19 protein-coding genes are annotated in these 24,948 nt (G+C 56.9%); 12 read left to right on the forward strand and 7 right to left on the reverse strand.

Annotation, left to right across the window (positions count from 1 at the left end; genetic code table 11):
- The coding region (locus tag QZ725_RS03835; protein WP_293776369.1) for a patatin-like phospholipase family protein at window positions 1–874 on the reverse strand (874 nt) is incomplete at its 3' end.
- Window positions 875–1,096: 222 nt separating this feature from the next.
- Between QZ725_RS03835 and QZ725_RS03840 the strand changes: the two genes are divergently transcribed.
- On the forward strand, window positions 1,097–2,083 hold the full coding sequence (locus QZ725_RS03840) for a Fe(3+) ABC transporter substrate-binding protein (protein ID WP_293776618.1): 987 nt from the start codon (window positions 1,097–1,099) through the stop codon (window positions 2,081–2,083).
- A gap of 65 nt (window positions 2,084–2,148) precedes the next feature.
- Here QZ725_RS03840 and egtB read toward each other — a convergent pair whose 3' ends face one another.
- A complete protein-coding gene (gene egtB / locus QZ725_RS03845) occupies window positions 2,149–3,414 on the reverse strand; it encodes an ergothioneine biosynthesis protein EgtB (protein WP_293776371.1) in 1,266 nt (421 codons plus the stop codon).
- Between the two features lie 56 nt (window positions 3,415–3,470).
- Window positions 3,471–4,553 (reverse strand): L-histidine N(alpha)-methyltransferase, encoded by a 1,083-nt coding sequence (gene egtD, locus QZ725_RS03850; RefSeq protein WP_293776372.1) that lies wholly within the window; start codon window positions 4,551–4,553, stop codon window positions 3,471–3,473.
- Between the two features lie 173 nt (window positions 4,554–4,726).
- On the opposite strand from egtD, the gene QZ725_RS03855 reads away from it, so the two are divergent.
- The 7 genes from QZ725_RS03855 (at window position 4,727) to QZ725_RS03885 (ending at window position 14,055) form a co-directional block, all read left to right on the forward strand.
- Complete coding sequence (locus tag QZ725_RS03855) at window positions 4,727–6,514, forward strand: ABC transporter transmembrane domain-containing protein (protein WP_293776373.1); 1,788 nt, start codon at window positions 4,727–4,729, stop codon at window positions 6,512–6,514.
- Window positions 6,515–6,691: 177 nt separating this feature from the next.
- A complete protein-coding gene (locus QZ725_RS03860) occupies window positions 6,692–7,666 on the forward strand; it encodes a thymidylate synthase (protein WP_293776374.1) in 975 nt (324 codons plus the stop codon).
- Between the two features lie 129 nt (window positions 7,667–7,795).
- Entirely contained in the window at window positions 7,796–8,305 is a 510-nt protein-coding gene (locus QZ725_RS03865) for a dihydrofolate reductase (protein ID WP_293776376.1), read from the forward strand.
- A 209-nt stretch (window positions 8,306–8,514) separates the two neighbouring features.
- Window positions 8,515–10,770 (forward strand): arginine/lysine/ornithine decarboxylase, encoded by a 2,256-nt coding sequence (locus QZ725_RS03870; RefSeq protein WP_293776377.1) that lies wholly within the window; start codon window positions 8,515–8,517, stop codon window positions 10,768–10,770.
- Window positions 10,771–10,791: 21 nt separating this feature from the next.
- Window positions 10,792–12,324, forward strand: coding sequence for a cryptochrome/photolyase family protein (locus QZ725_RS03875; RefSeq protein ID WP_293776379.1), 1,533 nt, complete (start codon window positions 10,792–10,794; stop codon window positions 12,322–12,324).
- Between the two features lie 223 nt (window positions 12,325–12,547).
- Window positions 12,548–13,009 (forward strand): PliI family lysozyme inhibitor of I-type lysozyme, encoded by a 462-nt coding sequence (locus tag QZ725_RS03880; protein ID WP_293776380.1) that lies wholly within the window; start codon window positions 12,548–12,550, stop codon window positions 13,007–13,009.
- Between the two features lie 107 nt (window positions 13,010–13,116).
- Window positions 13,117–14,055 (forward strand): sensor domain-containing diguanylate cyclase, encoded by a 939-nt coding sequence (locus tag QZ725_RS03885; protein ID WP_293776381.1) that lies wholly within the window; start codon window positions 13,117–13,119, stop codon window positions 14,053–14,055.
- 61 nt (window positions 14,056–14,116) lie between these two features.
- Here QZ725_RS03885 and dcd read toward each other — a convergent pair whose 3' ends face one another.
- The 3 genes from dcd to hrpA form a co-directional block, all read right to left on the reverse strand.
- Window positions 14,117–14,683, reverse strand: a complete 567-nt coding sequence (gene dcd, locus QZ725_RS03890; protein WP_293776382.1) for a dCTP deaminase — start codon at window positions 14,681–14,683, stop codon at window positions 14,117–14,119.
- Window positions 14,684–14,761: 78 nt separating this feature from the next.
- Entirely contained in the window at window positions 14,762–15,424 is a 663-nt protein-coding gene (locus tag QZ725_RS03895; protein ID WP_293776383.1) for a hypothetical protein, read from the reverse strand.
- 342 nt (window positions 15,425–15,766) lie between these two features.
- Window positions 15,767–19,756, reverse strand: coding sequence for an ATP-dependent RNA helicase HrpA (hrpA, locus tag QZ725_RS03900; protein WP_293776384.1), 3,990 nt, complete (start codon window positions 19,754–19,756; stop codon window positions 15,767–15,769).
- Window positions 19,757–19,920: 164 nt separating this feature from the next.
- On the opposite strand from hrpA, the gene argA reads away from it, so the two are divergent.
- Both argA and QZ725_RS03910 read left to right on the forward strand, forming a co-directional pair.
- Entirely contained in the window at window positions 19,921–21,231 is a 1,311-nt protein-coding gene (gene argA / locus QZ725_RS03905) for an amino-acid N-acetyltransferase (protein ID WP_293776387.1), read from the forward strand.
- A 103-nt stretch (window positions 21,232–21,334) separates the two neighbouring features.
- Window positions 21,335–21,607, forward strand: a complete 273-nt coding sequence (locus QZ725_RS03910) for an oxidative damage protection protein (RefSeq protein ID WP_293776390.1) — start codon at window positions 21,335–21,337, stop codon at window positions 21,605–21,607.
- A 65-nt stretch (window positions 21,608–21,672) separates the two neighbouring features.
- Here the strand turns inward: QZ725_RS03910 and QZ725_RS03915 are convergent, their stop codons facing one another.
- Window positions 21,673–22,410, reverse strand: coding sequence for a carbonic anhydrase family protein (locus tag QZ725_RS03915; protein WP_293776392.1), 738 nt, complete (start codon window positions 22,408–22,410; stop codon window positions 21,673–21,675).
- Between the two features lie 222 nt (window positions 22,411–22,632).
- Between QZ725_RS03915 and QZ725_RS03920 the strand changes: the two genes are divergently transcribed.
- Together QZ725_RS03920 and QZ725_RS03925 are read left to right on the forward strand one after the other, a co-directional pair.
- Window positions 22,633–23,547, forward strand: coding sequence for a sulfurtransferase (locus tag QZ725_RS03920; protein ID WP_293776395.1), 915 nt, complete (start codon window positions 22,633–22,635; stop codon window positions 23,545–23,547).
- Between the two features lie 2 nt (window positions 23,548–23,549).
- Window positions 23,550–24,716, forward strand: a complete 1,167-nt coding sequence (locus QZ725_RS03925) for a YeeE/YedE family protein (protein WP_293776397.1) — start codon at window positions 23,550–23,552, stop codon at window positions 24,714–24,716.
- Window positions 24,717–24,948 lie beyond the last annotated feature (232 nt).

The following is a 24,948-nucleotide window of genomic DNA, read 5'->3' on the forward strand; positions in this document are numbered from 1 at the left end:
TCTCTGCCATCTGCGCCATGGCTGCCTGCTCGCCCGCCAGCACGGCAAGGTTACGGCCATTGAAATCCGTACCTTTCATCATGCCCAACGCCGGACGGATGACGATATCGGCATTCTTCAATTCATACTGATTGATCGTTTGCCCCATGATGGTGAAGGTCTGCAAGACAACATCAACGGAACTCGATGCAAGCTGCCCTTCCGGCTGGCTCGAAATATTGACGGCGATTACGAAATCCGCCCCCATCTCGCGCGCAAAACTGACGGGCACAGGTGCCACCAAACCGCCATCGACGTAATAACGGTTACCGATCTTCACCGGCTGGAAGACCCCGGGCACAGCCGAAGATGCACGCACGGCCAAGCCTGTATTGCCACGACGAAACAGAATCGGCGCACCACTGTTGAGATCAGTCGCCACAGCAGCGAACGGCATCTTCAGATTTTCGATCGGTACATTGTTGATGGCCTTGTTGACATAGCTTTGCAGGGCATCGCCCTTGAGCACACCGCTCGAACGCGCAAACAACGGCACGGCCCAATCGGAAATGGCGGCCTCATCCATCTGCAGCGCCATCTTCTGCAAGGCAAAGCCATTATTGCCCGCCGCGTAGAGTGCACCAACGACGCTGCCTGCGCTGGTACCTACCACCATATCGGGCACGATGCCTTGTGCTTCGAGCGCCTTGATCACACCAATATGCGCAAAACCGCGCGCAGCCCCGCCACCGAGCACCAGTGCCACCTTGACGGGAGCGGCCGACTTTGGCTGCGGCGTGGCGGTGACCGGCGCTTCCGACTTGAAGGGTGAAAGGCTGCTGCAGGCACTGAGCAGGAGCGCGGAAAGCAAAGCCGAGAATCTTGTGAATCGCATGGAAATGTCATTTTTGGGAAAGACTGAAGGGTAACGCGAAGACGCATTGCATGCAGAAACCCTTTTGGCAGAAGTGAGAACCATTCCGGTTCATAAATTTTCACTCTATAATTTAACGAAATTTTTACACCTCTCTTTTCATCACATCCATCACAAGGACGCTTCATGAAACATCGCTTTGCCCCTGTTCTGACAGCTCTGGCGCTGGCCCTGCCACTTCACATGGCGCATGCAGCGGAAGAAAAAGTATTAAATCTCTATTCGGCCCGCCATTACCAAACCGATGAACAGTTATATGGCGAATTCACCAAGAAAACCGGCATCAAGATCAATCGCATCGAAGCCGATGACAACGCTCTCTTCGAACGTCTGAAAAATGAAGGCAAGAACAGCCAGGCAGACGTGATTGTGATGGTCGATGCCGCACGCATCTGGCGGGCCGAAATCGAAGGCTTTTTCCAGCCGGTGAAATCGAAGACGCTCGACAGCCGCATCCCCGCCAATCTGCGCGGCAAGGATGATGGCAAGGGTTCCGAATGGTTCGGCTTTTCCAAACGCGCGCGCGTCATCGTCTACAACAAGGGCACCGTAAAACCGGAAGATGTTGCCACCTATGAATCGCTGGCCGATCCGAAAAACAAGGGCAAGGTCTGCACACGCTCCGGCTCCCATCCCTACAATCTGTCGCTGATCGGCTCCATGATCGAGCGTAATGGCCAGCAGGCAACCGAAGAATGGGCCAAGGGCATGGTCGCCAATTTCGCGCGTCCGCCACGCGGGGGCGACACCGACCAGATCAAGGGTGTGGCATCCGGTGAATGTGGCGTGGCGATTGCCAACTCGTATTACTACGCACGTCTGCTGCGCTCGACCAAACCGGAAGATGTCGCAATGATGAAGAACGTCGGCTTCATTTGGCCTAATGCGAAGACCAGCGGTACGCACTTCAACATCGCCGGTGGCGGCGTGGCCAAACATGCACCGCATCGTGAAAACGCTGTCAAATTCCTCGAATATCTGGCAAGCGATGACGCACAACGCTATTTCGCCGACGGCAACAACGAATGGCCTGTCGTGACCAGCGTGAAGGTCAAGAATGAAGCGCTCGAAGGACTGGGCAGCTACAAGATCGAAAACGTACCTGTGTCTTTGATCGGCAAAAACCAGATCGCGGCGCAACGTATTCTGGATCGCGTGGGCTACAAGTAACAGACGGTTGTCCAACGAAAAAGCCGGCAGATGCCGGCTTTTTTATTTAGCGCCCTTGCTGCATTTCACAGCGCATTACCATCGCGCGCCAGCCGAATGCCGGTGAATTGCCAACGTGCCGAAGTCGGAAAGAAATTGCGGTAGCTGATACGGCTGTGTCCAGGTGGCGTAACGCAGGATGAACCGCGCAATACATATTGGTTCGCCATGAACTTACCGTTGTACTCGCCCAATGCACCGGCAGCCACCTGAAAGCCCGGATATGGCGAATAACTGCTCGATGTCCACTGCCAGCAGACGCCAAACAATTGCGTGAGCACGGATTCGTCCGACTGCAGGGCTTGCGTGGCAGCATGCTCCCATTCGGCCTCGGTCGGCAAGCGTGCGCCGGCCCAGCGCGCATAGGCATCTGCCTCGAAGTAGGAAAGCTGGGTAGCGGCGGCATGCGGGTCCAGTCTTTGCAGGCCGTTCAAACCGAAACCCTGCCACGCCTGATGGCTTTCAGCATCTTGGCGCAGTTGCCAGTACAGGGGATGCTGCAATCCTTCACGACAAACCCAATCCCAGCCTTCCGACAACCACAGTGCCGCAGTGCGATAACCGCCATCCTCGATGAAAGCCAGATACTCGGCATTCGTCACAAGGCGCGAAGCCAGTCCATAAGCTTCGACATATTGGCGGTGGCGCGGCAATTCATTGTCAAAACAAAAGCCATCCTGTGCGCCGATATGCACGACACCGGCGTCGAAGGCTTGCCATTGCAGCGGCAGCGGAATCGCCTTGTGCGGCGGACTATCGTCATAAGCAGGCTTGAGCGGATTGCAGGAAAACAGATACAAGACATCCGTCATCATCAGTTCCTGATGTTGCTGCTCATGCTGCAAACCCAATTCCAGCAGTGTCATCAGGCGACTATCGCGACCGGATAACAAATGCGCACCATCGTCGCGTGCCAGCAAACGGCGCATGCGTGCATCCACATCACGCCGATAGGCACGCACTTCATTCAGAGAGGGTCGGGTCAGCAGGCCGCGTTGCGGTCGCGCATGGCGATCGCCGACATCGTTGTAATACGAGTTGAAGAGCATGCGAAAAGCCGGGTGAAACGGACGAAAATCCGACTCGAAACGTTCGAGGATAAAGGTTTCGAAAAACCAGGTGGTATGGGCAAGGTGCCACTTGATCGGACTGGCATCGGGCATTGATTGGGCACCGCAATCTTCATCGGAAAGCGGAGATGCCAGCGACACGCTGTGATCGCGCACCGCTTGGTATCGTACCGGCAGCAATTCGGGATCGATCAAGCGGAAAGCGTCAGTCTTGGCGTTCATGCATGCTCCGAAAAATCGTTGGTGTCTTTGCGCAAGCCACGAATGTGATGTCCTCATCACAAATATCGATCCGGCGTTACCGCACGTGCATGGCAAACCAGAAACCAGTCGCGCGGATCGGTCCAGACCGTGACATCGCGGAACCCGGCTTGCGTCAGTAAATTCACGAATCCCTGACGGCTGTACTTGTAGCTGTTTTCCGTGTGAATGCGCTCACCCGCTTCAAAGCGCCGTAAACCATTTCCCGGCCAACGCACCGTCTGCGCAGTGCGGGCTTCCAGATGCATTTCGATACGGCTCTTTTCCGCATTGAAGAAGCCGCGATGCTGCCAGCCACGCAAATCGAAATCCGCCGACAGCAGACGGTTCAAGTGCTGCAACAAATTCAGGTTGAACGATGCCGTCACGCCGAGCGCGTCGTCATAGGCAGCATCGAGCAGCGCCGCATCCTTGATCAGATCGACGCTGATCAACAAGCTCCCATCGGCCTTGCCATTGTCTAGGCAAGCGGCATGAATTCGGCGCAGAAAGGCAAGTGCTTCGTCCGGCGCGAAGTTGCCGATCGACGATCCCGGATAGAAAAACAGGCGCTGCTGTCGCTGCACGGCTTCCGGCAGAACCAGGCTACGCGAAAAATCCATGCCGATACCCGTCATCTGCACATGGGGAAACTGGTACTGCAAGCGTCGTACTGCATCGCGCAGGAAGGCAACCGAGATATCAATAGGGACATATTGCGTCGGTTGCAATGCGGGAATCAGTTTTGCCGCCTTGGCACAGTTACCGGCACCGAGGTCGATCAGCGTGCTGCCCGTACCTGCGATCTCGGCGATATGCCCTGCATAGCGTTGAAAGATTTCTGCCTCGGTGCGCGTCGGATAGTATTCGGGCAACTCGCAAATGGCTTCGAACAGCTTGGAGCCTAAGGCATCGTAGAGATACTTGGGCGAGGTGTGGGCGGCTTCCGCCATCAGGCCGGCCAGCAATTCGGCGCGAACCAGATCTCGATCTTGTTCAGAATCCAGTTCGGCAAGCTGGATGAACTGGCTTGCGCCACGTTCCTGCTGCCAATCTTGTCGCAGCAAGGGCTTGCTGGTATTACGCCGGTGTTGCGTGGCAAATTCTGTTGCAGCATGCATACTGGCTCTCCCGTAAGTTGCCATCGCGCCAACGTTACCTCTGGCAAACGATGTGTCAGACTGCAAATCGTCTGGAGTGCTACTCTATGCCCTTTGCCGAACTGGCCGATGTGCGAAAGCGCACCGATCATCGGTGACCATCACGCCCCGACTGACCATAATCTGCAGCATTCATGACTCCCCGTCCTTCCCGAGAGCAAACCAAAGGCAGCATCGTGCTGCTACGCGGACTGGCACGCTTTCTGTTGCCGTATAGAAAACAGATCCTTCTCGCCGCGATCGCATTGGTCGTGGCAGCCGGCGCCACACTGGCCATTCCCTATGCTTTCCGCCAAATGATCGATCTGGGCTTTGGTGCCAATGGCATTCAGAACACCACGCATATCAACACCTATTTTCTTGCCCTGTTTGGCGTTGCCTGCGTACTCGCCATCGCCACGGCGGCACGCTTCTACACGGTATCGTGGTTAGGCGAACGGGTGACAGCCGACGTACGCAGCGCGGTGTATGCCCATGTCGTCACGCAAAGCCCCGAATTTTTCGAAACGACAAAAAGCGGCGAAGTACTGTCACGCCTGACCACCGACACGACGCTGATCCAGACGCTGATCGGCACCAGCATTTCCATGGCCTTGCGCAACATACTGCTGTTTGCAGGCGGACTGGTGATGCTGTTCGTCACCAGCGTAAAGCTGTCTTCGATCATCATCGTGCTGCTGGCAGCTGTCGTACTGCCGATCGTGCTGTTCGGTCGCCGGGTACGATCGCTGTCGCGCGACTCGCAGGACCGCGTGGCCGACTCATCTGCGCTGGCGGGTGAGATTCTGAATGCGATGCCCACCGTGCAAGCCTATACGCATGAAGGCATCGAATCGCGGCGCTTCGGCCAGTCCGTCGAGCAGGCTTTCGACACTGCGGTACGTCGCGTACGTGCGCGCTCGCTGCTGACCATGATCGCCATCCTGCTGATATTCGGCGCGATTGTGTTCGTGCTCTGGCTGGGCGCGCACGCCGTCATCAACGGCAGCATGAGCGCTGGCCAGTTGGGGCAGTTCATCTTGTATTCGGCGATTGTCGCCGGCGCGGTCGGCGCCCTGTCCGAGGTGATGGGCGACGCGCAACGTGCCGCAGGTGCGACCGAACGCTTGCTCGAACTGCTGTCGGTGCAATCGCCGATTGCCTCGCCAGCCTTGCCGCTGGCCTTGCCGCCGCGCCGTGCCAATGGCGCCTCGCTAACGCTGGAAGGTGTGACCTTTCACTATCCTTCCCGCCCTAACCAACCGGCACTGTCGCACATCTCGGTCGCCATCGATGCAGGCGAAACCGTCGCCGTCGTCGGCCCTTCCGGTGCGGGGAAAAGTTCGTTATTCCAATTGCTGCTGCGCTTTTACGATCCGCAGGAAGGCACGATCGAGCTTGATGGCATCGACATCCGCCAGCTCGATCTGCATGTCCTGCGCGACACGATTGGCATCGTGCCGCAAGATACGGTGATCTTTTCCGCCGATGCAATGGAAAACATCCGGTACGGCCGCCCGGATGCCAGCGATGCCGATGTCATCGCCGCTGCCAAAATGGCAGCAGCCCATGAATTCATCGAACGCTTGCCCGAAGGCTACCGATCCTTCCTCGGCGAACGCGGTGTGCGCCTGTCCGGCGGACAGCGTCAGCGCATTGCGATTGCGCGCGCCCTGCTGAAAAATCCACCACTACTGTTGCTCGATGAAGCAACCAGTGCGCTCGATGCCGAATCCGAGCGTTTGGTACAAGGCGCACTGGAAGCCGCGATGGCGGGGCGTACCACGCTGGTCATCGCGCATCGTCTCGCTACCGTGCAGAAGGCGGACCGCATCATCGTCATGGAACATGGCCGCGTTGTCGAAAGCGGCACGCATGCGTCGCTGGTCGCGGCCGGTGGCCTGTATGCCGGACTGGCCGCCTTGCAGTTTGCGCAGACCTGATTGCCAGAACAATCCGCCGCGCATGGATCGCTTGCGGATTTTGGCTATTGCCCCAAAAAGCACGCTGCCGGAGCAGGCAAAACGCAACAAGAAGCCCGCCCCGGACGAGTCAGGCTTTGACGTAAAATACCGGCTTTCGCGGCCTGCCCGCTTACCACTGATTCCACGGACCCACGCATGAAACAGTATCTTGACCTGGTACGCACGATTCTCGATACCGGCACCTGGCAGGAAAATCGCACCGGCGTCCGTACCATCAGCATTCCCGGCGCGATGATGCGTTTCGATCTGCAGAAGGATGGCTTTCCGGCCGTCACTACCAAACGTCTGGCGTTTCGCTCGGTCGTCGGCGAACTCGTCGGCTTTCTGCGCGCCTCGCGCAGCGCGGCAGATTTTCGCGAACTCGGCTGCAAGGTCTGGGACCAGAATGCCAACGAGAATGCCGACTGGCTGGCCAATCCTTACCGCATGGGCGAAGACGATCTCGGTGCCGTGTATGGCGTGCAGTGGCGTCAATGGCCGGCCTACAAACTGCTCGAATCGGACCGCAAGACGCAGATTCAGGATGCGCAGGAACGCGGCTATCGCGTAGTCGGCGTGGTGCGCGATCAGGGAACCGACAAGGTCTTGCTTTACAAGGCGATCGATCAGTTGCGCGAATGCTTGGATACCATCGTCAAGAATCCGGGTAGCCGCCGCATCCTGTTCCACGGCTGGAATTGCGCCGAACTCGATGCCATCGCCCTGCCCGCCTGTCATCTGCTCTATCAGTTCCTGCCGAATGCCGTCACCAAGGAAATTTCGCTGTGCCTGTATATCCGCAGTAACGACATCGGCCTCGGTGCGCCCTTCAATCTGGCTGAAGCCGCCACCTTGCTGCATCTGGTCGGACGTCTGACGGGCTACACGCCACGCTGGTTTACCTATTTCATCGGCGATGCCCACATTTATGAAAACCACCTGGACATGCTGAAGGAACAGTTGCAGCGCGAACCGTTTTCGTCACCCAAACTGGTCATTTCCGACCGCGTGCCCGACTATGCCGTTACCGGCAAGTACGAACCGGAATGGCTGGAAAAGATCGAGCCGATCGATTTTTCACTCGAAGATTACCAACACCATGCGCCGCTGACGGCACCGATGGCCGTTTGAGACGATTGGATCAATACAGCCGATTTGTAGCGCTTCTACCGTGGCTATTTGTACGGTCGCTTCACAAGACTGATTTATATCGCTGACTCACACGACTGATTGATACAGTCGATACGATTGCAGGAAACCATGTCCGCACACCTGACTCTGGTCGTTGCCATCGATGCCAAGAACGGCATCGGCATCGACAACCAACTGCCCTGGCATCTGCCAGAAGACCTTGCACACTTCAAGCGCACTACGTCAGGCCATCCGATCATCATGGGCCGCAAGACCTTTGATTCGATCGGCCGCCCGCTGCCGAATCGTCGCAATATCGTCATTACGCGTAATACGGCATGGCAGCATGAGGGCGTGGAAGCTGTCACCTCGATCGCCGCCGCCAAGGCGCTGGTTGGCGATGCTGCTGCCTTCATCATCGGCGGTGGGCAAATCTTTGCCGACACGCTGGCCGAAGCCGACCGCCTGATCGTCACGCATATCGACAAGGTGTTCGACTGCGACGCCTTCTTTCCGGCCATCGATCACGCGATCTGGCAGGAAACCGCGCGAGAAACGCATCATTCGGATGCCAGCGGCTTCGATTACGCTTACGTCACTTACGAACGTCGCCCTGCGGTCGCCGGCGAAGTTGTCTGAGCGAAATCGCCGTCCACGTCATCGCATCGTCACAATATCGCCGCACAGTGTGGGACTTCCAACAAAGTCCGGCCATTTTCTCCCGGCCGGACGCCATATCTGCGAAAATTCGCTTTTTTTCATCGGCGCGAAATGAACCTGCGCCTGTTGCGTCTTTTTTACCGTAGCCGTTCTTACTGCTTTTTGCCATTCGTCTTGCTGGAGACTTCATGAAATTCCGCTTCCCCATCGTCATCATCGATGAAGATTTCCGTTCCGAAAACACCTCGGGACTCGGCATCCGCGCCCTTGCGGAAGCCATCGAGAAGGAAGGCATGGAAGTGCTGGGCCTGACGAGCTACGGTGATCTGGCGCAGTTTGCGCAGCAACAGTCGCGTGCTTCGGCGTTCATCCTGTCGATCGACGATGAGGAATTCGGTGCCGGTTCGTTCGAGGAAACCGATTACGCGCTCAAGTCGCTGCGCGCCTTCGTCGAGGAAATTCGCCACAAGAATGCGGACATTCCGATCTACATGTACGGCGAAACGCGTACCTCGCGCCACATTCCGAATGACATCCTGCGCGAACTGCATGGCTTCATTCACATGTTTGAAGACACGCCGGAATTCGTGGCGCGCCACATTATTCGCGAAGCCAAGTCGTATCTCGACAGCCTGGCGCCACCGTTTTTCCGCGCCCTCGTCGATTACGCACAAGATGGTTCGTATTCATGGCACTGCCCCGGTCACTCGGGCGGCGTGGCCTTCCTGAAATCGCCAATCGGCCAGATGTTCCACCAGTTCTTTGGTGAAAACATGCTGCGCGCCGACGTCTGCAACGCCGTGGAAGAACTCGGCCAGTTGCTCGACCACACGGGCCCGGTCGCCAAATCCGAACGCAATGCCGCACGTATTTTCAATGCTGATCACTGCTATTTCGTCACCAACGGCACCTCGACCTCGAACAAGATGGTCTGGCACTCGACCGTTGCGCCCGGCGATATCGTGGTGGTCGATCGTAATTGCCACAAATCGATTCTGCACTCGATCATCATGACCGGCGCAATTCCGGTGTTCCTGATGCCGACACGTAATCACCTCGGCATCATCGGGCCGATTCCGTTGTCGGAATTCTCGATGGACAACATCCGCAAGAAGATCGAAGCCAATCCGTTTGCGCGGGAAGCCGTCAACAAGAAGCCGCGCATCCTCACCATCACGCAATCGACCTACGATGGCGTGGTGTACAACGTGGAAGTGCTGAAAGATTTGCTCGACGGCGAAATCGATACGCTGCATTTTGATGAAGCATGGCTGCCACACGCCACCTTCCATGATTTCTACAAGAACATGCACGCGATCGGCAAGGATCGCCCGCGCGCCCATGAATCGATGATTTTCTCGACGCAATCCACGCATAAGTTGCTGGCCGGCCTGTCGCAGGCTTCGCAAATTCTGGTACGCGAATCGGAAAAAGTGAAGCTCGATCAGGATGCCTTCAACGAAGCGTACCTGATGCACACTTCCACCTCGCCGCAATACTCGATCATCGCGTCGTGCGACGTCGCCGCCGCCATGATGGAAGCGCCGGGCGGTACCGCGCTGGTGGAAGAAAGCATTCTGGAAGCACTCGACTTCCGCCGCGCCATGCGCAAGGTCGAAGCCGAATGGGGCGATAACGACTGGTGGTTCAAGGTGTGGGGGCCAGACAGCTTTGCTGAAGAAGGCATTGGCACGCAGGACGACTGGATGATCCGTGCCGAGGACAACTGGCATGGTTTCGGCAATCTGGCACCGGGCTTCAACATGCTCGATCCGATCAAGGCCACCATTGTCACGCCGGGCTTGTCGCTGGACGGCAAATTTGGCAACTCGGGTATTCCGGCATCGATCGTCACCAAATATCTGGCCGAACACGGCGTCATCGTCGAGAAATGCGGCCTATATTCGTTCTTCATCATGTTCACCATCGGCATCACCAAGGGCCGCTGGAACACGCTGCTCACCGCGCTGCAACAGTTCAAGGACGATTACGACAAGAACCAGCCAATCTGGCGCATCCTGCCGGAATTCGCCGCCGCGAATCCGCGCTACGAAACCGTCGGCCTGCGCGATCTGTGCCAGATGATTCACGATTTCTACAAGGCCTACGACGTGGCACGCCTGACGATGGAAATGTATCTGTCCGACATGCAGCCGGCCATGAAACCGTCGGATGCCTTTGCCAAGATGGCACACCGCGAAATCGAACGCGTGGCCATCGACGATCTGGAAGGCCGCGTCACCTCGATTCTGCTGACGCCTTATCCACCGGGCATTCCGCTGCTGATCCCAGGTGAACGCTTCAATCGCACCATTGTCGATTACCTGCGTTTCGCACGCGATTTCAATGAGAAATTCCCGGGTTTCGAGACCGATGTGCATGGACTCGTCACGCGCGAAGTTGATGGCAAGCGTGGCTACTTCGTGGATTGTGTGAAGCAGTAATGCCATCCAGCCGGGGATCGGATGAAACCACTGTGCAGACTGATCCTCGGCGACCAGCTCAATCCTGAGCACAGCTGGTTTTCGGAAACACGCGACGACGTCATCTACCTGATGATGGAAGTCAGGCAGGAAACCGATTACGTCCTGCATCACGCGCAAAAGATCATCGCCATTTTTGCCGGCATGCGTGATTTTGCTCGGCATCTCGAAACGCACGGGCATCGTGTTCATTACCTGCAGATCGACGACAAGGAAAATCTTCCCTCCCTCACAGCCAACCTCGATCAATTGCTAGCGACGTACAAAGCCAGTGGATTCGAGTATCAGGCACCTGACGAGTGGCGGCTGGACGAGCAGCTGGCGCGCTATGTCGAGAAGCTGCACATTCCGGCGCGCATGGTCGATACCGAACACTTCTATACAGCGCGCGACGAAGCCTTTCTTCTGTTCGAAGGCCGCCAGCAGTGGCTGATGGAGCACTTCTATCGTCAGATGCGCATCAAGCACAACGTGCTAATGAGCGGGCCGCGCAAGCCTGTCGGCGCAAAGTGGAACTTCGATCACGACAACCGCAAGAGCTGGTCAGGCACGCCACGCGAACCCGAAGATATACGTCCGCTGCACGACCACAGCGCACTCTGGCAGCAAATCAGCGATGCCGGCGTGAAAAGCTTTGGACGACCGTCCGCCAGCGCGATTCCCTGGCCGCTCAACCGACAAGAGGCATTGGCGCAACTCACGCACTTCATTGACGAGGTGTTGCCGCATTTCGGCGATTTTCAGGATGCGATGCATACCCAGGCGCCTCGCCTGTTTCACAGTCTGCTGTCCTTCGCACTCAATACCAAGATGCTCAATCCGCTTGAAGTCGTGCAGGCGGCAGAAGAGGCCTATCGTCGCGGGCACGCGCCACTGCCAGCGGTCGAGGGCTTCATTCGGCAGATTCTCGGCTGGCGCGAGTACGTACGGGGCGTCTACTGGGCATACATGCCAGGCTACGACAAGCGTAATGTGTTCAAGCACGATACGCCGCTGCCACCGTGGTTCTGGGATGGCAAGACAAAAATGCGCTGTCTGTCACATGCAATCGGCCAGTCCCTCGACGACGCGCATGCGCATCACATCCAGCGGCTGATGATCATTGGTAACTTCGCGCTTCTTGCCGGTCTCGCGCCGAAAGAAGTGCATGAATGGTATCTGGGTGTCTATATTGATGCTTTCGAATGGGTCGAGCTGCCGAATACGCTCGGCATGAGCCAGTTCGTCGACCACGGCATGCTGGCGACGAAACCCTACGTCTCGAGCGCCGCCTACATTCACCGCATGAGCGATTACTGCAAGGGATGCCACTACGATCGGCGCAAGCGTGAGGGCGACGACGCCTGCCCCTTCAACGCGCTGTACTGGGATTTCTTTGACCGGCACGCCGCCCTGCTCGACAGCAATCAGCGCCTGGGCATGGTGTATCGCCAATTGGAAAAAATGGATGCTGCCACCAGATCGGCCCTGCGGGAACAAGCAAGCAAAACACGGGCACGTTTGAACATCTTGTAGTCTCTCGCCATCCAGATCACCGCTGTCACCTGATGAGGTGAAATTGGCAACGTCCTGGCACCGACGAACCACGACTTGGCATCCGCTGCCTCAGTGAATCATTGGTACTGGCCGGAAATCGGGATTTTTAGATGCAGGCAGGCGATTACAATAGCGTTGTTACGCATGTGCAGATACGCGCGGCGTCGCCCCTCCTGTTACCTTACCCCGCTATTCCGATACCATGCGTCGTTCTGTTCGTCTGCTGATTCCCCTTCTTCTCGCTGCGACCTTGCTGGCCTCGGCCCGAGCAGAAGACCCGCGCCGCGTCATCAAGCATGCCTTTGTGCCGCATACCGGCCAGACCGTCGTGGTCGCGGAAGGCGATCTGGAACCGCGCAGTATCGGCAGTTACAGCGTTCGGCTATACGCCAGGAATGACCCGGCTTATCCTTATGACCGATTTGTCGCTGGTCTGGTGCGTCCGCGCAATGGGATGATTCAGGATCTGTCCTTTGCCGATATCGACAAGAATGGTCAATCGGACATCGTGGTCATCACCCGCTATGCCGGCAGCGGCAACTTTGTCACAGCGGAAGCCTTTCATCTGCAAGGCAATACCTTGCGGCTGATCGCATCGGTCGCGGGGCTGGATGCAAAAAAAGATGCGATACAGGCGCTGCAGACAAAACATGCCAAGCGCTGAACGTCCGGGGATATCAGCATCAGACGGCCTGGCTGCCAGCCTTTCCAGCAACCAAAAGTTGTTTTCAGGTAATCTACACACACTCATTTTTGTGTCAGGTTTCCGCCGTGTTTTCCGAACAGCAGTTGTTGGCCATCCTTACCGCGCTTCCCGATCCCGCTTTCATTCTCACGCGTAGCGGTCGGTATGCAGCCATCTACGGCGGCGCTGATTCTCGCTACTACCATGACGGCAGCATGTTGATTGGCAAATACATGCATGACGTGCTGCATGAAGAGAAAAGTAATTGGTTCGCGAGCGAGATCGACAAGGCACTCGCCTCGCGCAAACTTCATATCGTCGAATACGGTCTCGCAGCCAGCGATGTGCGCGGCCTGGAATCCGCCGGCCCCGATGAACCGATCTGGTTTGAAGGTCGCATTCAGGCTCTGGATTTTCAGGTCGATGGCGAAGATGCCGTACTCTGGGTGGCCAGCAACATCACAAGCCGCAATCAACTTGAAACCAGATTGCGCATGCAAAGTGAAATCGATCCGCTCACCGGTCTCATCAATCGACGCAAGCTGCTCGACCTTCTCGCCGCCCAGTACGATGTTTTTCGCCGCTACCAGACGCCGGCGACCGTATTCATGTTCGACATCGATGCCTTCAAAAGCATCAATGACCAGCATGGTCATCTGAAAGGCGATCTGGCATTGCAAACGATTGCCGCTGTCTGCCGCACGGAGTTACGCACGACCGACCATCCTGCGCGTCTGGGAGGAGATGAATTTATCGTCCTGATGCCGCATACATGCCGTGACGATGCACTGCCGATCGTAGAGCGGTTGCGTGTCAGAATTGCCGACGCAATGCATAACCTGGGCTTGAGAGAAGGTGGCACCATCAGTGGCGGCTTCAGCGAACTGATGCACGACGACAGCGCGTTCACCGAAGTCATGCGGCGCGCCGATCTGGCGCTTTACAACGCCAAACGCCAAGGGCGAAATCAAGTCTTGGCCTACCGTCCCGACGCACTTCTGGCTGACCACAGCACCGGGCGATAGCGCGCTATCTGCAAATAGAAAAAGCCGGCGTATGCCGGCTTTTTCACAACACATCAAAAACTCAGGTCTTCGGCAACGTTACACCATGTTGGCCCTGGTATTTACCACCGCGATCCTTGTAAGACGTTTCACAAACCTCATCGCTCTCAAAGAACAACACTTGCGCGCAACCTTCGCCCGCATAAATCTTGGCCGGTAGCGGCGTCGTGTTGGAAAACTCCAGCGTCACATAGCCTTCCCATTCCGGCTCGAACGGTGTCACGTTAACGATGATGCCGCAACGCGCATAGGTCGATTTGCCAAGACAGATGGTCAACACACTGCGCGGAATACGGAAGTACTCGACAGTCCGCGCCAGCGCGAACGAGTTGGGAGGGATGATGCAAACATCGCCCTTGAAATCCACAAAGGATTTTTCATCGAAATTCTTCGGATCGACGATGGTGGAGTTGATGTTGGTGAAAATCTTGAATTCGTTGGCGCAACGAATATCGTAGCCATACGACGACGTGCCATAGGAAACGATCTTGTTGCCGTCGGAATGACGAACCTGCCCCGGCTCGAAGGGTTCGATCATGCCGTGCTGCTCCGCCATGCGGCGTATCCATTTGTCGGACTTGATGGCCATATCTTGTGTGTAAAACGATGGAAGGAATGTCGCGCAATTCTACGCGAAATTGACCCTACTCCCGCATTATGCCTAGGGTTAACGTAAATAATCGATCTTGCATGCAGCCTGCTGCTGCCCACCACAGAGCGTCATCGCTTTCAGCGAATTCAGGTAGCTTGCCGCTTGCGCAGGCGGGATTCGCCAAGGCAGATTGTTTTTCGCGTCCTGCTCGGAACCTGGTCGCCAGCCGTACTGAATCTGGAAGAAATAATCCCTCCCTTCTGCAAAAGCCACGAAGGCTCCCTCCCCATAGGGTGCGGCCGCCCCGTAACGATCACAGAAACCACCACTGACGGCAAATGGAATGCCATTGAAGGTGCTGACACGTGCAGTCATCTGGCTATTCTTGCCCGAGCAGGATGCATTTGCGGCATGCATGTGCTGTGCCAGAACGAGTTCGTTGAAACGTGTCTTTCCCTTCCGGATGTCGTCCATGACGTCAGCCGAAGGATAGGGCATGCGCTTGATCAGTAAATAGCCTTTACGCCAGGAACGAATATCTTCATCGCTTGGCACGTACTCGGCGTGAAACGCCCCATCAGGCGCGCCTGCGATTGATGCAAGCTTCCAGCCGGCCGGAATTTGGTAGTCGAGTTGCTCTCCCGTGACAGCAAATGCCGCATCGGCATAAGCGCCATTTGCCATGCCTATTGTTGAAAATACGAAAAGCAAAAAGGTTCTGGATAAAATTTTTTTCATCTACCATCTCCTTTCAGTCAGGCACTTGAGACAAATAGCAAAGCCTTGCGTATCAATGTGCGAGCAATTCGTCGCTTGTTATCAGGCATCCAATGCCCCACACATATTCATCAAGCGTTTGCATGATCTGACGCCAGACAGCATATTTCTGTTTGAGTTCAGCAACTGCGGATGCATACCGGTCCAAAGCTTTATCAAATTTTGATTGATGAAAAGACGACGCACTTCATCATAAGAGTCCTCGTCCCGAAAGTGATCGCAATCATTAGGGCGTTCGACTAACTGTTGAACTTCTGCGGGCAGCGCACGCGCACAATACCAACAGCACGTTGCACAACAGTCTCATCGCTGCATCGACTCCCAAACCTTCTGTAGCCGCTTGACCGATACCGGCATCGGCGTACGCAATTCCTGTGCAAACAACGATACGCGCAACTCTTCCAGCATCCATCGATACTGATCCATCTTCGGATCGCCATGTCGCTCTTTCAATGCGCGCTGCCAAGATGATGCGGCCTGCTGCCATTCGCTCATGGCGCGCGCATCGCGTAGTGGATCGGCACGCAGCTTGTCGATACGAATACCGATGGCCTTCAGGTACCGCGGGAAATGCGTGAGGTGCGCGTAGTCGGTCTGCGCAATGAAACGCTTGCCGACCAGTGCCTGCATCTGCGCCTGCATGTCGTTGACGGCTTGCGTATGCGCTTTCACGGTTTGCAGTTTCTTAGGCAAGGTGTGATAGTCGGCCAGCACGTTACCGGCAAGACGCGCGATTTCATTCACGAGCAAGCCGAGGCGTGATTTTCCTTCGTCCTTGCGGGCATTGAATTGCTCGGCATTCTTTGGCAATGGGTCTTGCAGGCAGGCGCGTTCAAGCGCCTGTTCGATGATCTGATCGCGTAGTTCTTCCTGCGAACCAATCGCCATGAACTGCATGCCCATCTGCTGCAAACCGGGGATGTTCTTTTCGAGGAACTTGACCTGCTCTTTCAATTGCAGCGCCATCAAACGGCGCAGACCAAGGCGATGCACGCGTGCGGCTTCATCGGGATCGTCGAATACTTCCAGATCGCAATGCGTCTTGCGGTCGACGAGTGCGGGAAAGCCGATCAGCTTTTGCTTGCCTTGCTGGATTTCAAGCAATTCGGGCAGTTCACCGAATGTCCATGCAGTGAGTTGCTGATGCTGCGCATTCTGCGGTTGCTGCGATGCCGCAGTCTTGTCCAAAGATGCCGTTGACGACTGTGCGATCGGCTGCGCAGTGTCAACATGGGCTTTACTGCCCTTTTCCACCGTAGAAGACGTTAGTGGTGTCGCCGTCTTTTCAGCTAATCGCTGAAAGCTTTCACGCGCCTGCCCGCCGAATTCGGCACGCAAGGCACCGAGATTGCGCCCCATATCAAGCTGGCGGCCATGCTCGTCGATCACCTTGAAGTTCATGAAGTGATGCGCAGGCAGGGTTTCGAGCTTGTAATCAGTCTGGCGCGTGACGATGGTTTTTTCTTCGCGTACATCGGCGATCACGGCATCGAGCAAACTGCCACGACCGAAGATGTTTTTCTCTTGCACGCGATCACAGAAACCGGCTGCGTAATCCGGCAATGGCACGCAATGGCGACGCAATTTTTGCGGCAGCGATTTGAGTAACAGATGCACCTTGTCCTTCAGCATACCCGGCACCAGCCATTCGGTACGCTCGACCGAAATCTGATTCAGTGCGTACAAAGGTACGGTCAGCGTCACGCCATCGCGCGGCGAACCCGGCTCGAAATGGTAAGACAAGGTGGTTGTGGCACCCGCCACGCTCATGCTCTTGGGGAACAGATCGGTCGTCACGCCTGCTGCCTCGTGGCGCATCAGATCGTCGCGATTCAGGTACAGCAGCTTCGGTTCGGCAGCCGTTGCGTCCTTGTGCCATTTCTCGAAACCGATGCCGTTGAACACATCGGATGGAATCAGCTTGTCGTAGAAAGCGGCGATCAGTTCGTCATCGACCAGCACATCCAGACGACGCGACTTGTGTTCGAGGTTTTCGATCTCGCGCACGAGCTTGTGGTTATGCGCGAAGAATGGCGCACGCGTCTCAAAATCGCCGCCGACCAGTGCATCGCGAATGAAAATCTCACGTGCTTCCTTGGGATTGATGAGGCCGTAATTGATACGACGCTGGCTATAGACGACCAGTCCGTACAGCGTGGCACGCTCATAGGCCGAGACCTGCGCGGTACGCTTTTCCCAGCGCGGATCGCCATACGATTTCTTCAGCAAATGCCCGGCCACGCGCTCCAGCCATTCGGGCTGAATCTGCGCGATGCAGCGCGCATACAGACGCGAGGTATCGACCAGTTCGGCCGCCATGATCCACTTGCTTGCTTTTTTCTGCAGCGATGAGCCGGGCCAGATATGAAACTTGATGCTGCGCGCGCCTAGATAATGCGGCTCGTCCTCGGCCTTGAAACCGATATTACCCAGCAAACCTGTCAGCAGTGCGAGATGCAGTTGCTCGTAGGTTGCCGGCGTTTCGTTGAGCCGCCAGCCCTGCTCGCGCACGATGGTCAACAGTTGCGAATGCACGTCACGCCATTCGCGCAGTCGCAATTGCGACAGGAAATTGGCGCGGCATTCATCCTGCAACTGACGGTTGGTTTTCTTGTGCTCAATGGCGTCCTGAAACCATTTCCATATTTTCAGGTAGCTCTGGAATTCGGATTTGTCATCGGCGAATTTCTTGTGCGCCTGATCGGCGGCATTCTGCGCTTCCAGTGGCCGATCGCGCGGGTCTTGCACTGACAGTGCTGCGGCGATGATCAGCACCTCATTCAAACAAACGTTTTCCTTGGCTGCCAGAATCATGCGCCCGACACGCGGATCGAGTGGCAAGCGCGCCAGTTCACGCCCCAGCTTGGTCAGGCGATTATCGTCATCGACGGCGCCGAGTTCCTGCAGCAATTGGTAACCGTCGGCGATCGCGCGGCCCAGCGGTGGTTCGATGAACGGAAAGTCTTCGACATCGCTCAAGCGCAGCGACTTCATGCGCAGGATGACGGAAGCCAGCGACGAGCGCAGGATTTCTGGCTCGGTGAATTTAGGCCGTTGCAGATAATCCTGTTCGTCATACAGACGAATGCAGACACCCGCCGCGACGCGACCACAACGCCCGGCGCGCTGATTGGCCGCCGACTGCGCTACCGGCTCAATCTGCAATTGCTCGACCTTGTTGCGGTAGCTGTAACGCTTGACGCGCGCCAAGCCGGTATCGACCACGTAGCGAATGCCAGGCACGGTCAGCGACGTTTCTGCGACGTTGGTTGCCAGCACAATGCGACGTGCATTGGTCGACTTGAAGACGCGCTCCTGCTCCTGTGCCGACAGGCGGGCAAACAGCGGCAGAATTTCCACGTGCGGTGGATGATGCTTGCGCAAGGCTTCGGCTGCATCGCGAATCTCGCGCTCGCCCGGCAGGAACACCAGCACATCACCGGAACCGATGCGTGCCAGTTCATCGACCGCATCGACCACGGCATCCATCAGATCGCGCTGGCCACGTTCCTTCGCCGCTTGCGCCGAACGGCGCGCAGCGGCCGCATCCGAGGTCGCATTGGGATTCGACTGCGGCTGCCGATCGAACGGTTCGATCGGTCGATAGCGAATCTCAACCGGATACAAGCGCCCCGACACTTCGATCACGGGTGCCGGTTTGTCACCCTTGGCAAAATGCCGCGCGAAGCGTTCGGCATCGATGGTCGCCGACGTAATGATGATCTTGAGATCGGGCCGCTTGGGAAGCAACTGCTTGAGATAGCCAAGCAGGAAATCGATGTTGAGGCTGCGTTCGTGCGCCTCGTCGATGATGATGGTGTCGTACTGACGCAGCAAGGGGTCGGTCTGCGTTTCGGCCAGCAGAATGCCATCCGTCATCAGCTTGACCCAAGCACCTTTGGAAAGCGTGTCGTTGAAGCGCACCTTGAAACCAACGTGCTCGCCAGCCGGCGAACCCAGTTCCTGCGCGATGCGCTTGGCTGTGGAAGAAGCGGCGATGCGGCGCGGTTGCGTGTGGCCGATCAGGCCCTTTTCGCCGCGACCAAGTTCGAGGCAGATTTTCGGTAGCTGGGTGGTCTTGCCGGAGCCGGTTTCGCCACTGACGATAACAACCTGATGATTGGCAATGGCCTGCGCAATCTCATCCCGGCGGCGGGAAACCGGCAACTCTTCGGGAAACGTGATCGCCGGTAGCGGATTGCGCAGGGGCGCTTCCTGCTCGGGACGCGCCTTGCGCTCGGTACGTTGAGGCCGTGGCGCAGCGGATTTTGGGGTGGATTCTGGTGCAGACATGAGGGCTCGCATTATACAGAGCACGCGAAAAGCGGCCACGAAGCGCCGCATGACAGAAGCAATGGCACCTTGCGCCGCCAGCCTCTCGCGAAAACAATCGCAAACAGCGCAAAATGCCGCGCTGGCGCTCACTGCACGGCAAATCGCGTGGGTATAATGCGCGGATGGAAAATCCAGACCAATTCGTCCAGTGGCTGCGCTCGGTCGCGCCGTATATCCACGCTTTCCGCGGCAAGACCTTCGTGATCGCTTTTCCGGGCGAACTGGTCAAGGCCGGCGCCTTGCCGGTGCTGGCGCAGGATCTTTCGCTATTGCACGCACTCGGCATCAAGGTCGTGATCGTGCATGGGTCGCGCCCGCAGGTGGAAGAACAACTGGCGCTGCGGAATGTGGAAGCACGCTTTCACAATGGCTTGCGCATCACCGATGCCGCTGCGATGGAATGTGCGAAGGAAGCTGCGGGTGAACTGCGCCTCGATATCGAAGCGGCTTTCAGCCAGGGCTTGCCGAATACACCGATGGCCGGTTCGACCATCCGCATCATTTCCGGCAACTTCGTCACCGCGCGTCCGATGGGCGTGATCGAAGGTGTCGATCTGGAATTGACGGGCGTGACGCGCAAGATCGCCTATGAAGCCATCCACCCGATTCTGAATGCCGGTGGCATGGTGATGCTGTCGCCGCTGGGCTTTTCGCCAACCGGCGAAGTCTTCAACCTGTCGATGGAAGACGTGGCAGTGACGACGGCAACCGCGATCCGTGCGGACAAGCTGATCTTCCTCAGCGAAACGCCGCTGATGTCGAACGCCGCCGGCGATGACATTCGCGAACTGACCTCGCTGCAGGCCGAACGCCTGCTCGATCGCAGCGAACTGCCACCCGATGTGGCGTTCTATCTGCAACACTGCGTACGCGCCACGCGCCACGGCGTACCACGTGCGCACATCGTGCCGTATGACATCGATGGCGCCGCCCTGCTTGAAATCTTCACGCACGATGGCGTCGGAACGATGGTGAGCTACGAGAATCTGGAAAGCCTGCGCCAGGCGACCATCGAGGATGTGGGCGGCATCCTGAAACTTATCGAACCGCATGAAGCCGACGGCACCTTGGTCAAGCGTCCGCGCGAATTGATCGAACGCGAGATCGACCATTTTTCCGTGATTGAACACGATGGTGTGATCTTCGGTTGCGCGGCACTCTACCCATTCCCTGGCGACAAAATGGCAGAGATGGCATGTCTGATCGTCAGCCCGGATGCGCAAACCCAGGGCGATGGCGAGCGTTTGCTCAAACATATGGAAAACCGCGCACGCGCCGACGGATTGAAGAAACTCTTCGTGCTGACGACGCGGACCGCGCACTGGTTCCTCAAGCGTGGCTTCGTGCCAGCGACGGTGGACAGCCTGCCCAAGGATCGCCAAAGCATGTACAACTGGCAGCGCAAATCCCTCGTCTTCGTGAAAAATCTATAATGACGCATCCGCGGTACGTGCCAAGCGCGCGACGCTGAATCAACATCAACCGGCAGCGCATGACAATGCATCGATCTCGCTGCCAGCAGAAAAGGAAAAACACATGACTCGCATGGTTCACTGCATCAAGCTCGACAAGGAAGCCGAAGGCCTGGATTTCCCGCCGTATCCCGGTGACCTGGGCAAGCGCATTTATGAAGGCGTTTCGAAGGAAGCATGGGCAGCATGGCTCAAGCACCAGACCATGCTGGTCAATGAAAACCGCCTGAATCTCGCCGATGTGCGCGCACGCAAATATCTGGCCGCACAGATGGAAAAACACTTCTTCGGCGACGGTGCCGATGCTGCGCAAGGTTATGTGCCGCCGACCTACTGATTGCATCTGCATCAGACGCAAAAAAGCCGACGCATGCGTCGGCTTTTTGTTTGTCGCGCCAGTCATCAGTAGAACTTGACCTCGCCCGTCTTGACGTCGAGCATCGCGCCGACAATCTTGATTTCGCCCTTGCCTTCCATCTCCTTCAACACCGGGCTGCGATCGCGGATCGATTGAACCATGAGCTTGACGTTGTTTTCCGCCACGGCATCGACGAACGCATAGTTATGCGAACTGCGGTCTGCACCACCTACATTCTTGGTGGCATCCACTGCCGGACGGATTTTTGCCAGCAAGCCGCTCAGATTGCCCATCTGCACGTTGTCGCACGCGCCCTTGACTGCGCCGCATGAGGTATGTCCCAACACCACGATCAGCTTGGTGCCCACCACTTTCGACGCGTATTCAAGACTGCCCAACACATCTTCATTGATCACATTGCCGGCGACGCGTGCGCTGAAGATGTCACCAATACCAAGATCGAATACAACGGACGGTGCCGAGCGCGAGTCGATGCAGCTGACGATGCTCGCAAACGGATACTGACCATTGGTGCCGGTAGTCTTGACCTGTTGACGGTAATCGTGCGCGGTCGGCTTGCCTTGGGTGAAACGTTCGTTGCCTTCTTTGAGAAGCTGGATTGCCTGATCGGCAGACATGTCCTGCAAGGTCTGGCTCGTCATGACAGGAGGACGCGTCTTGGTTGCCGACTGGTCACTCGACGTCGCACATCCGGCCAGCGCCACAATCATCGCCAAGGCACTGGCTGTGCGCACCCAAGTCTTGCTACTACTTTGCTGCATGCTACTTCCTTTCTTTTGATTAACAAATTTACAACAAAATCACGACAATTTAACATAATTAACATTTCATCATCAATGACTTGTGCGGGGGGATTGAAGGGATTTTTCTGCAAGATGCCATAAATGTTTCCTGCATATGCATATCGGAAATGCTTCGTTGTCCTACAGCAATCGCTTGCGTACATTAGCTAACGATTTCTTAACAACGGAGGATAGATTTCCATGAAACTCGTCAAAACCCTGCTACTCGCTGGCAGCCTGCTGATCGGCAGCGCGCATGCTGCGCCCAGCGACTTTCTGGTCAGCACCGACTGGCTGGAAAAGAATCTCAACGATCCCAAACTGCGTCTGATCGAAGTCAGCGTCAATCCCGGCCTTTATGAACGCGGCCATATTCAGGGTGCCAGCAATTTCTCCTGGCATACCGATCTGGTCGATCCCGTGCGTCGCGATATCGTGAGTCAGCAGAATTTCGAAAAGCTGCTGCGCAATGCCGGCGTCAATGCAGACAGCACGGTCGTTCTTTATGGCGATACGAATAACTGGTTTGCCGCCTGGGGCGCATGGGTGTTCGACATCTATGGTGTCAAGAACGTCAAGCTGCTCGATGGCGGCCGCAAGAAATGGGAAGCCGAAAACCGGCCACTGACGCCGGTCGCCAAACAGCAGGTTGCGGGCAACATCAAAGTTGCGCCAGCCAACCAGAAGCTGCGCGCACGACTGAGCGACGTGGTCGCAGTGGCAGAAAAGAAGAGCGATGCCAAGCTGGTCGATATCCGCTCGGCTGACGAATACAGCGGCAAGGTCTTTGCGCCTGCCGGCGTGCAGGAACTGGCCATTCGCGCCGGTCACGTTCCTGGCGCAGCCAATGTGCCGTGGGGCCAAGCTGTCGCTGCCGATGGCACGTTCAAGTCGGTCGATGAACTGAAGAAAATCTATGGCGCGGCCGGCATCGACGGCAGCAAACCCGTGATCACCTACTGCCGCATTGGCGAACGCTCGAGCCACACCTGGTTTGCGCTGTCGAAACTGCTCGGCTATGAAGTACGCAACTACGATGGTTCGTGGACAGAATACGGCAACACCGTCGGCGTACCGATCAACAATCCGGCAGGTACGGTCTGGGGCGGTAAGTAATCATGGCTGAAGCGGCACTACCGCCCGTGCGGCGACTGGTGCCGGCTGCCCTTGTCCTTGGCGTCGCACTCTGGTTCGCGTTCGCGCTCGGCAATATCGCCGGCAGCGGACGCGAACTGGCGTTGGCGGCCCTGTTCGGTACGGCATTCGGCATCGTCTTGCAGCGTTCGCGCTTTTGTTTTTATTGTGTGACGCGCGACTTTCTCGACCAGCGCAATGCCCGTGGCTTGCTTGGCATCGTGGTGGCACTGGCTGTAGGCATTCTCGGCTATCACCTGATCTTCGGTGCCTTCCTGCCGGTGCCGACACCGGGACGGTTGCCGCCGCAAGCACACATCGGTCCGATCAGTTGGGTACTGGCGGCTGGTGCATTCAGCTTTGGGCTCGGCATGGCGCTGTCGGGGTCATGCATCAGCGCCCATCTTTATCGCCTTGGAGAAGGCGCGACGGCATCGCCGTTCGCGCTACTGGGCACACTGGTCGGCTTTTTTCTCGGCTTCCTTAGCTGGAACACTCTTTATCTGGCGGCGATACAGGAAGCGCCCGTGATCTGGTTGCCGCATCATCTCGGTTATGCCGGTTCGGTCGCGCTGCAATTACTCGCACTGGCGGTCGTCGCTCTCTTGTTATGGCGCGCACATCGCAAAATTTCCAATATCGACTCGGGCAATGCATGGCAACAGCGCTGGCCTGCTGCCACAGGCGGCATCCTGATCGGCTTTATCGGCGTACTGGCCTACTTCCGGCTGGGCCCGCTCGGCGTGACAGCTGAACTCGGCAGTCTGGCGCGTACTTCGGCGGATCAGTTGAGCCTGCTACCGACGCGCCTCGAAGGACTGGATACGTTCTCTGGCTGTGCCACACGCATCAAGGAAAGCTTGTGGTCGCAAAATGGTGCTTTCGTCATCGCGTTGGTCCTGGGCGCTTTTGCTGCCGCACTTTCAGCCGGCGACTTCAAACCGCGCATGCCGCGCTTGAACGAAGTCGTTCGCGCGCTGATCGGTGGCGTGCTGATGGGCTGGGGGGCCATGGTGGCACTGGGCTGCACCGTGGGCACATTGTTGTCGGGCATCATGGCCGGGGCGGCATCGGGCTGGCTGTTTGCCGTCTTCATGTTCGCGGGACTGTGGCTGGGCTGGCGTGCGCGACAGTATTTCGGCTGGCACTGAGTTGCCGTTAAATCAATGCGCAACTACAAAGTGATGCTGTCGGTTGGCGGCATCAGCGCGGCGTATTAAACCTTGCGCATCTATCGGCGGTCTGACCATTACCAAAACATCACTATTCTGCCTTACCACTAAAGGGGTGAAACGAGGCGAGGATGCTGCTGTTAATGCAGACAATTTAATCAACGTCGATCAAAAAAATCATGCGCGAGTCTGTGCACGTTTCTCATAATTA

This window comes from uncultured Oxalicibacterium sp. (assembly GCF_913776015.1).
Classification (GTDB): Bacteria; Pseudomonadota; Gammaproteobacteria; order Burkholderiales; family Burkholderiaceae_D; genus Oxalicibacterium.

What these genes read in the sequence shown, in the direction of transcription:
- QZ725_RS03915 (WP_293776392.1), bottom strand. Translation starts at nt 22,410, where the DNA reads ATGCAGCAAAGTAGTAGCAAGACTTGGGTGCGCACAGCCAGTGCCTTG.
- egtB (WP_293776371.1), bottom strand. Translation starts at nt 3,414, where the DNA reads ATGAACGCCAAGACTGACGCTTTCCGCTTGATCGATCCCGAATTGCTG.
- QZ725_RS03865 (WP_293776376.1), top strand. Translation starts at nt 7,796, where the DNA reads ATGTCCGCACACCTGACTCTGGTCGTTGCCATCGATGCCAAGAACGGC.
- QZ725_RS03870 (WP_293776377.1), top strand. Translation starts at nt 8,515, where the DNA reads ATGAAATTCCGCTTCCCCATCGTCATCATCGATGAAGATTTCCGTTCC.
- hrpA (WP_293776384.1), bottom strand. Translation starts at nt 19,756, where the DNA reads ATGTCTGCACCAGAATCCACCCCAAAATCCGCTGCGCCACGGCCTCAA.
- dcd (WP_293776382.1), bottom strand. Translation starts at nt 14,683, where the DNA reads ATGGCCATCAAGTCCGACAAATGGATACGCCGCATGGCGGAGCAGCAC.
- argA (WP_293776387.1), top strand. Translation starts at nt 19,921, where the DNA reads ATGGAAAATCCAGACCAATTCGTCCAGTGGCTGCGCTCGGTCGCGCCG.
- egtD (WP_293776372.1), bottom strand. Translation starts at nt 4,553, where the DNA reads ATGCATGCTGCAACAGAATTTGCCACGCAACACCGGCGTAATACCAGC.
- QZ725_RS03920 (WP_293776395.1), top strand. Translation starts at nt 22,633, where the DNA reads ATGAAACTCGTCAAAACCCTGCTACTCGCTGGCAGCCTGCTGATCGGC.
- QZ725_RS03875 (WP_293776379.1), top strand. Translation starts at nt 10,792, where the DNA reads ATGAAACCACTGTGCAGACTGATCCTCGGCGACCAGCTCAATCCTGAG.
- QZ725_RS03925 (WP_293776397.1), top strand. Translation starts at nt 23,550, where the DNA reads ATGGCTGAAGCGGCACTACCGCCCGTGCGGCGACTGGTGCCGGCTGCC.
- QZ725_RS03910 (WP_293776390.1), top strand. Translation starts at nt 21,335, where the DNA reads ATGACTCGCATGGTTCACTGCATCAAGCTCGACAAGGAAGCCGAAGGC.
- QZ725_RS03855 (WP_293776373.1), top strand. Translation starts at nt 4,727, where the DNA reads ATGACTCCCCGTCCTTCCCGAGAGCAAACCAAAGGCAGCATCGTGCTG.
- QZ725_RS03860 (WP_293776374.1), top strand. Translation starts at nt 6,692, where the DNA reads ATGAAACAGTATCTTGACCTGGTACGCACGATTCTCGATACCGGCACC.
- QZ725_RS03840 (WP_293776618.1), top strand. Translation starts at nt 1,097, where the DNA reads ATGGCGCATGCAGCGGAAGAAAAAGTATTAAATCTCTATTCGGCCCGC.
- QZ725_RS03895 (WP_293776383.1), bottom strand. Translation starts at nt 15,424, where the DNA reads ATGAAAAAAATTTTATCCAGAACCTTTTTGCTTTTCGTATTTTCAACA.
- QZ725_RS03880 (WP_293776380.1), top strand. Translation starts at nt 12,548, where the DNA reads ATGCGTCGTTCTGTTCGTCTGCTGATTCCCCTTCTTCTCGCTGCGACC.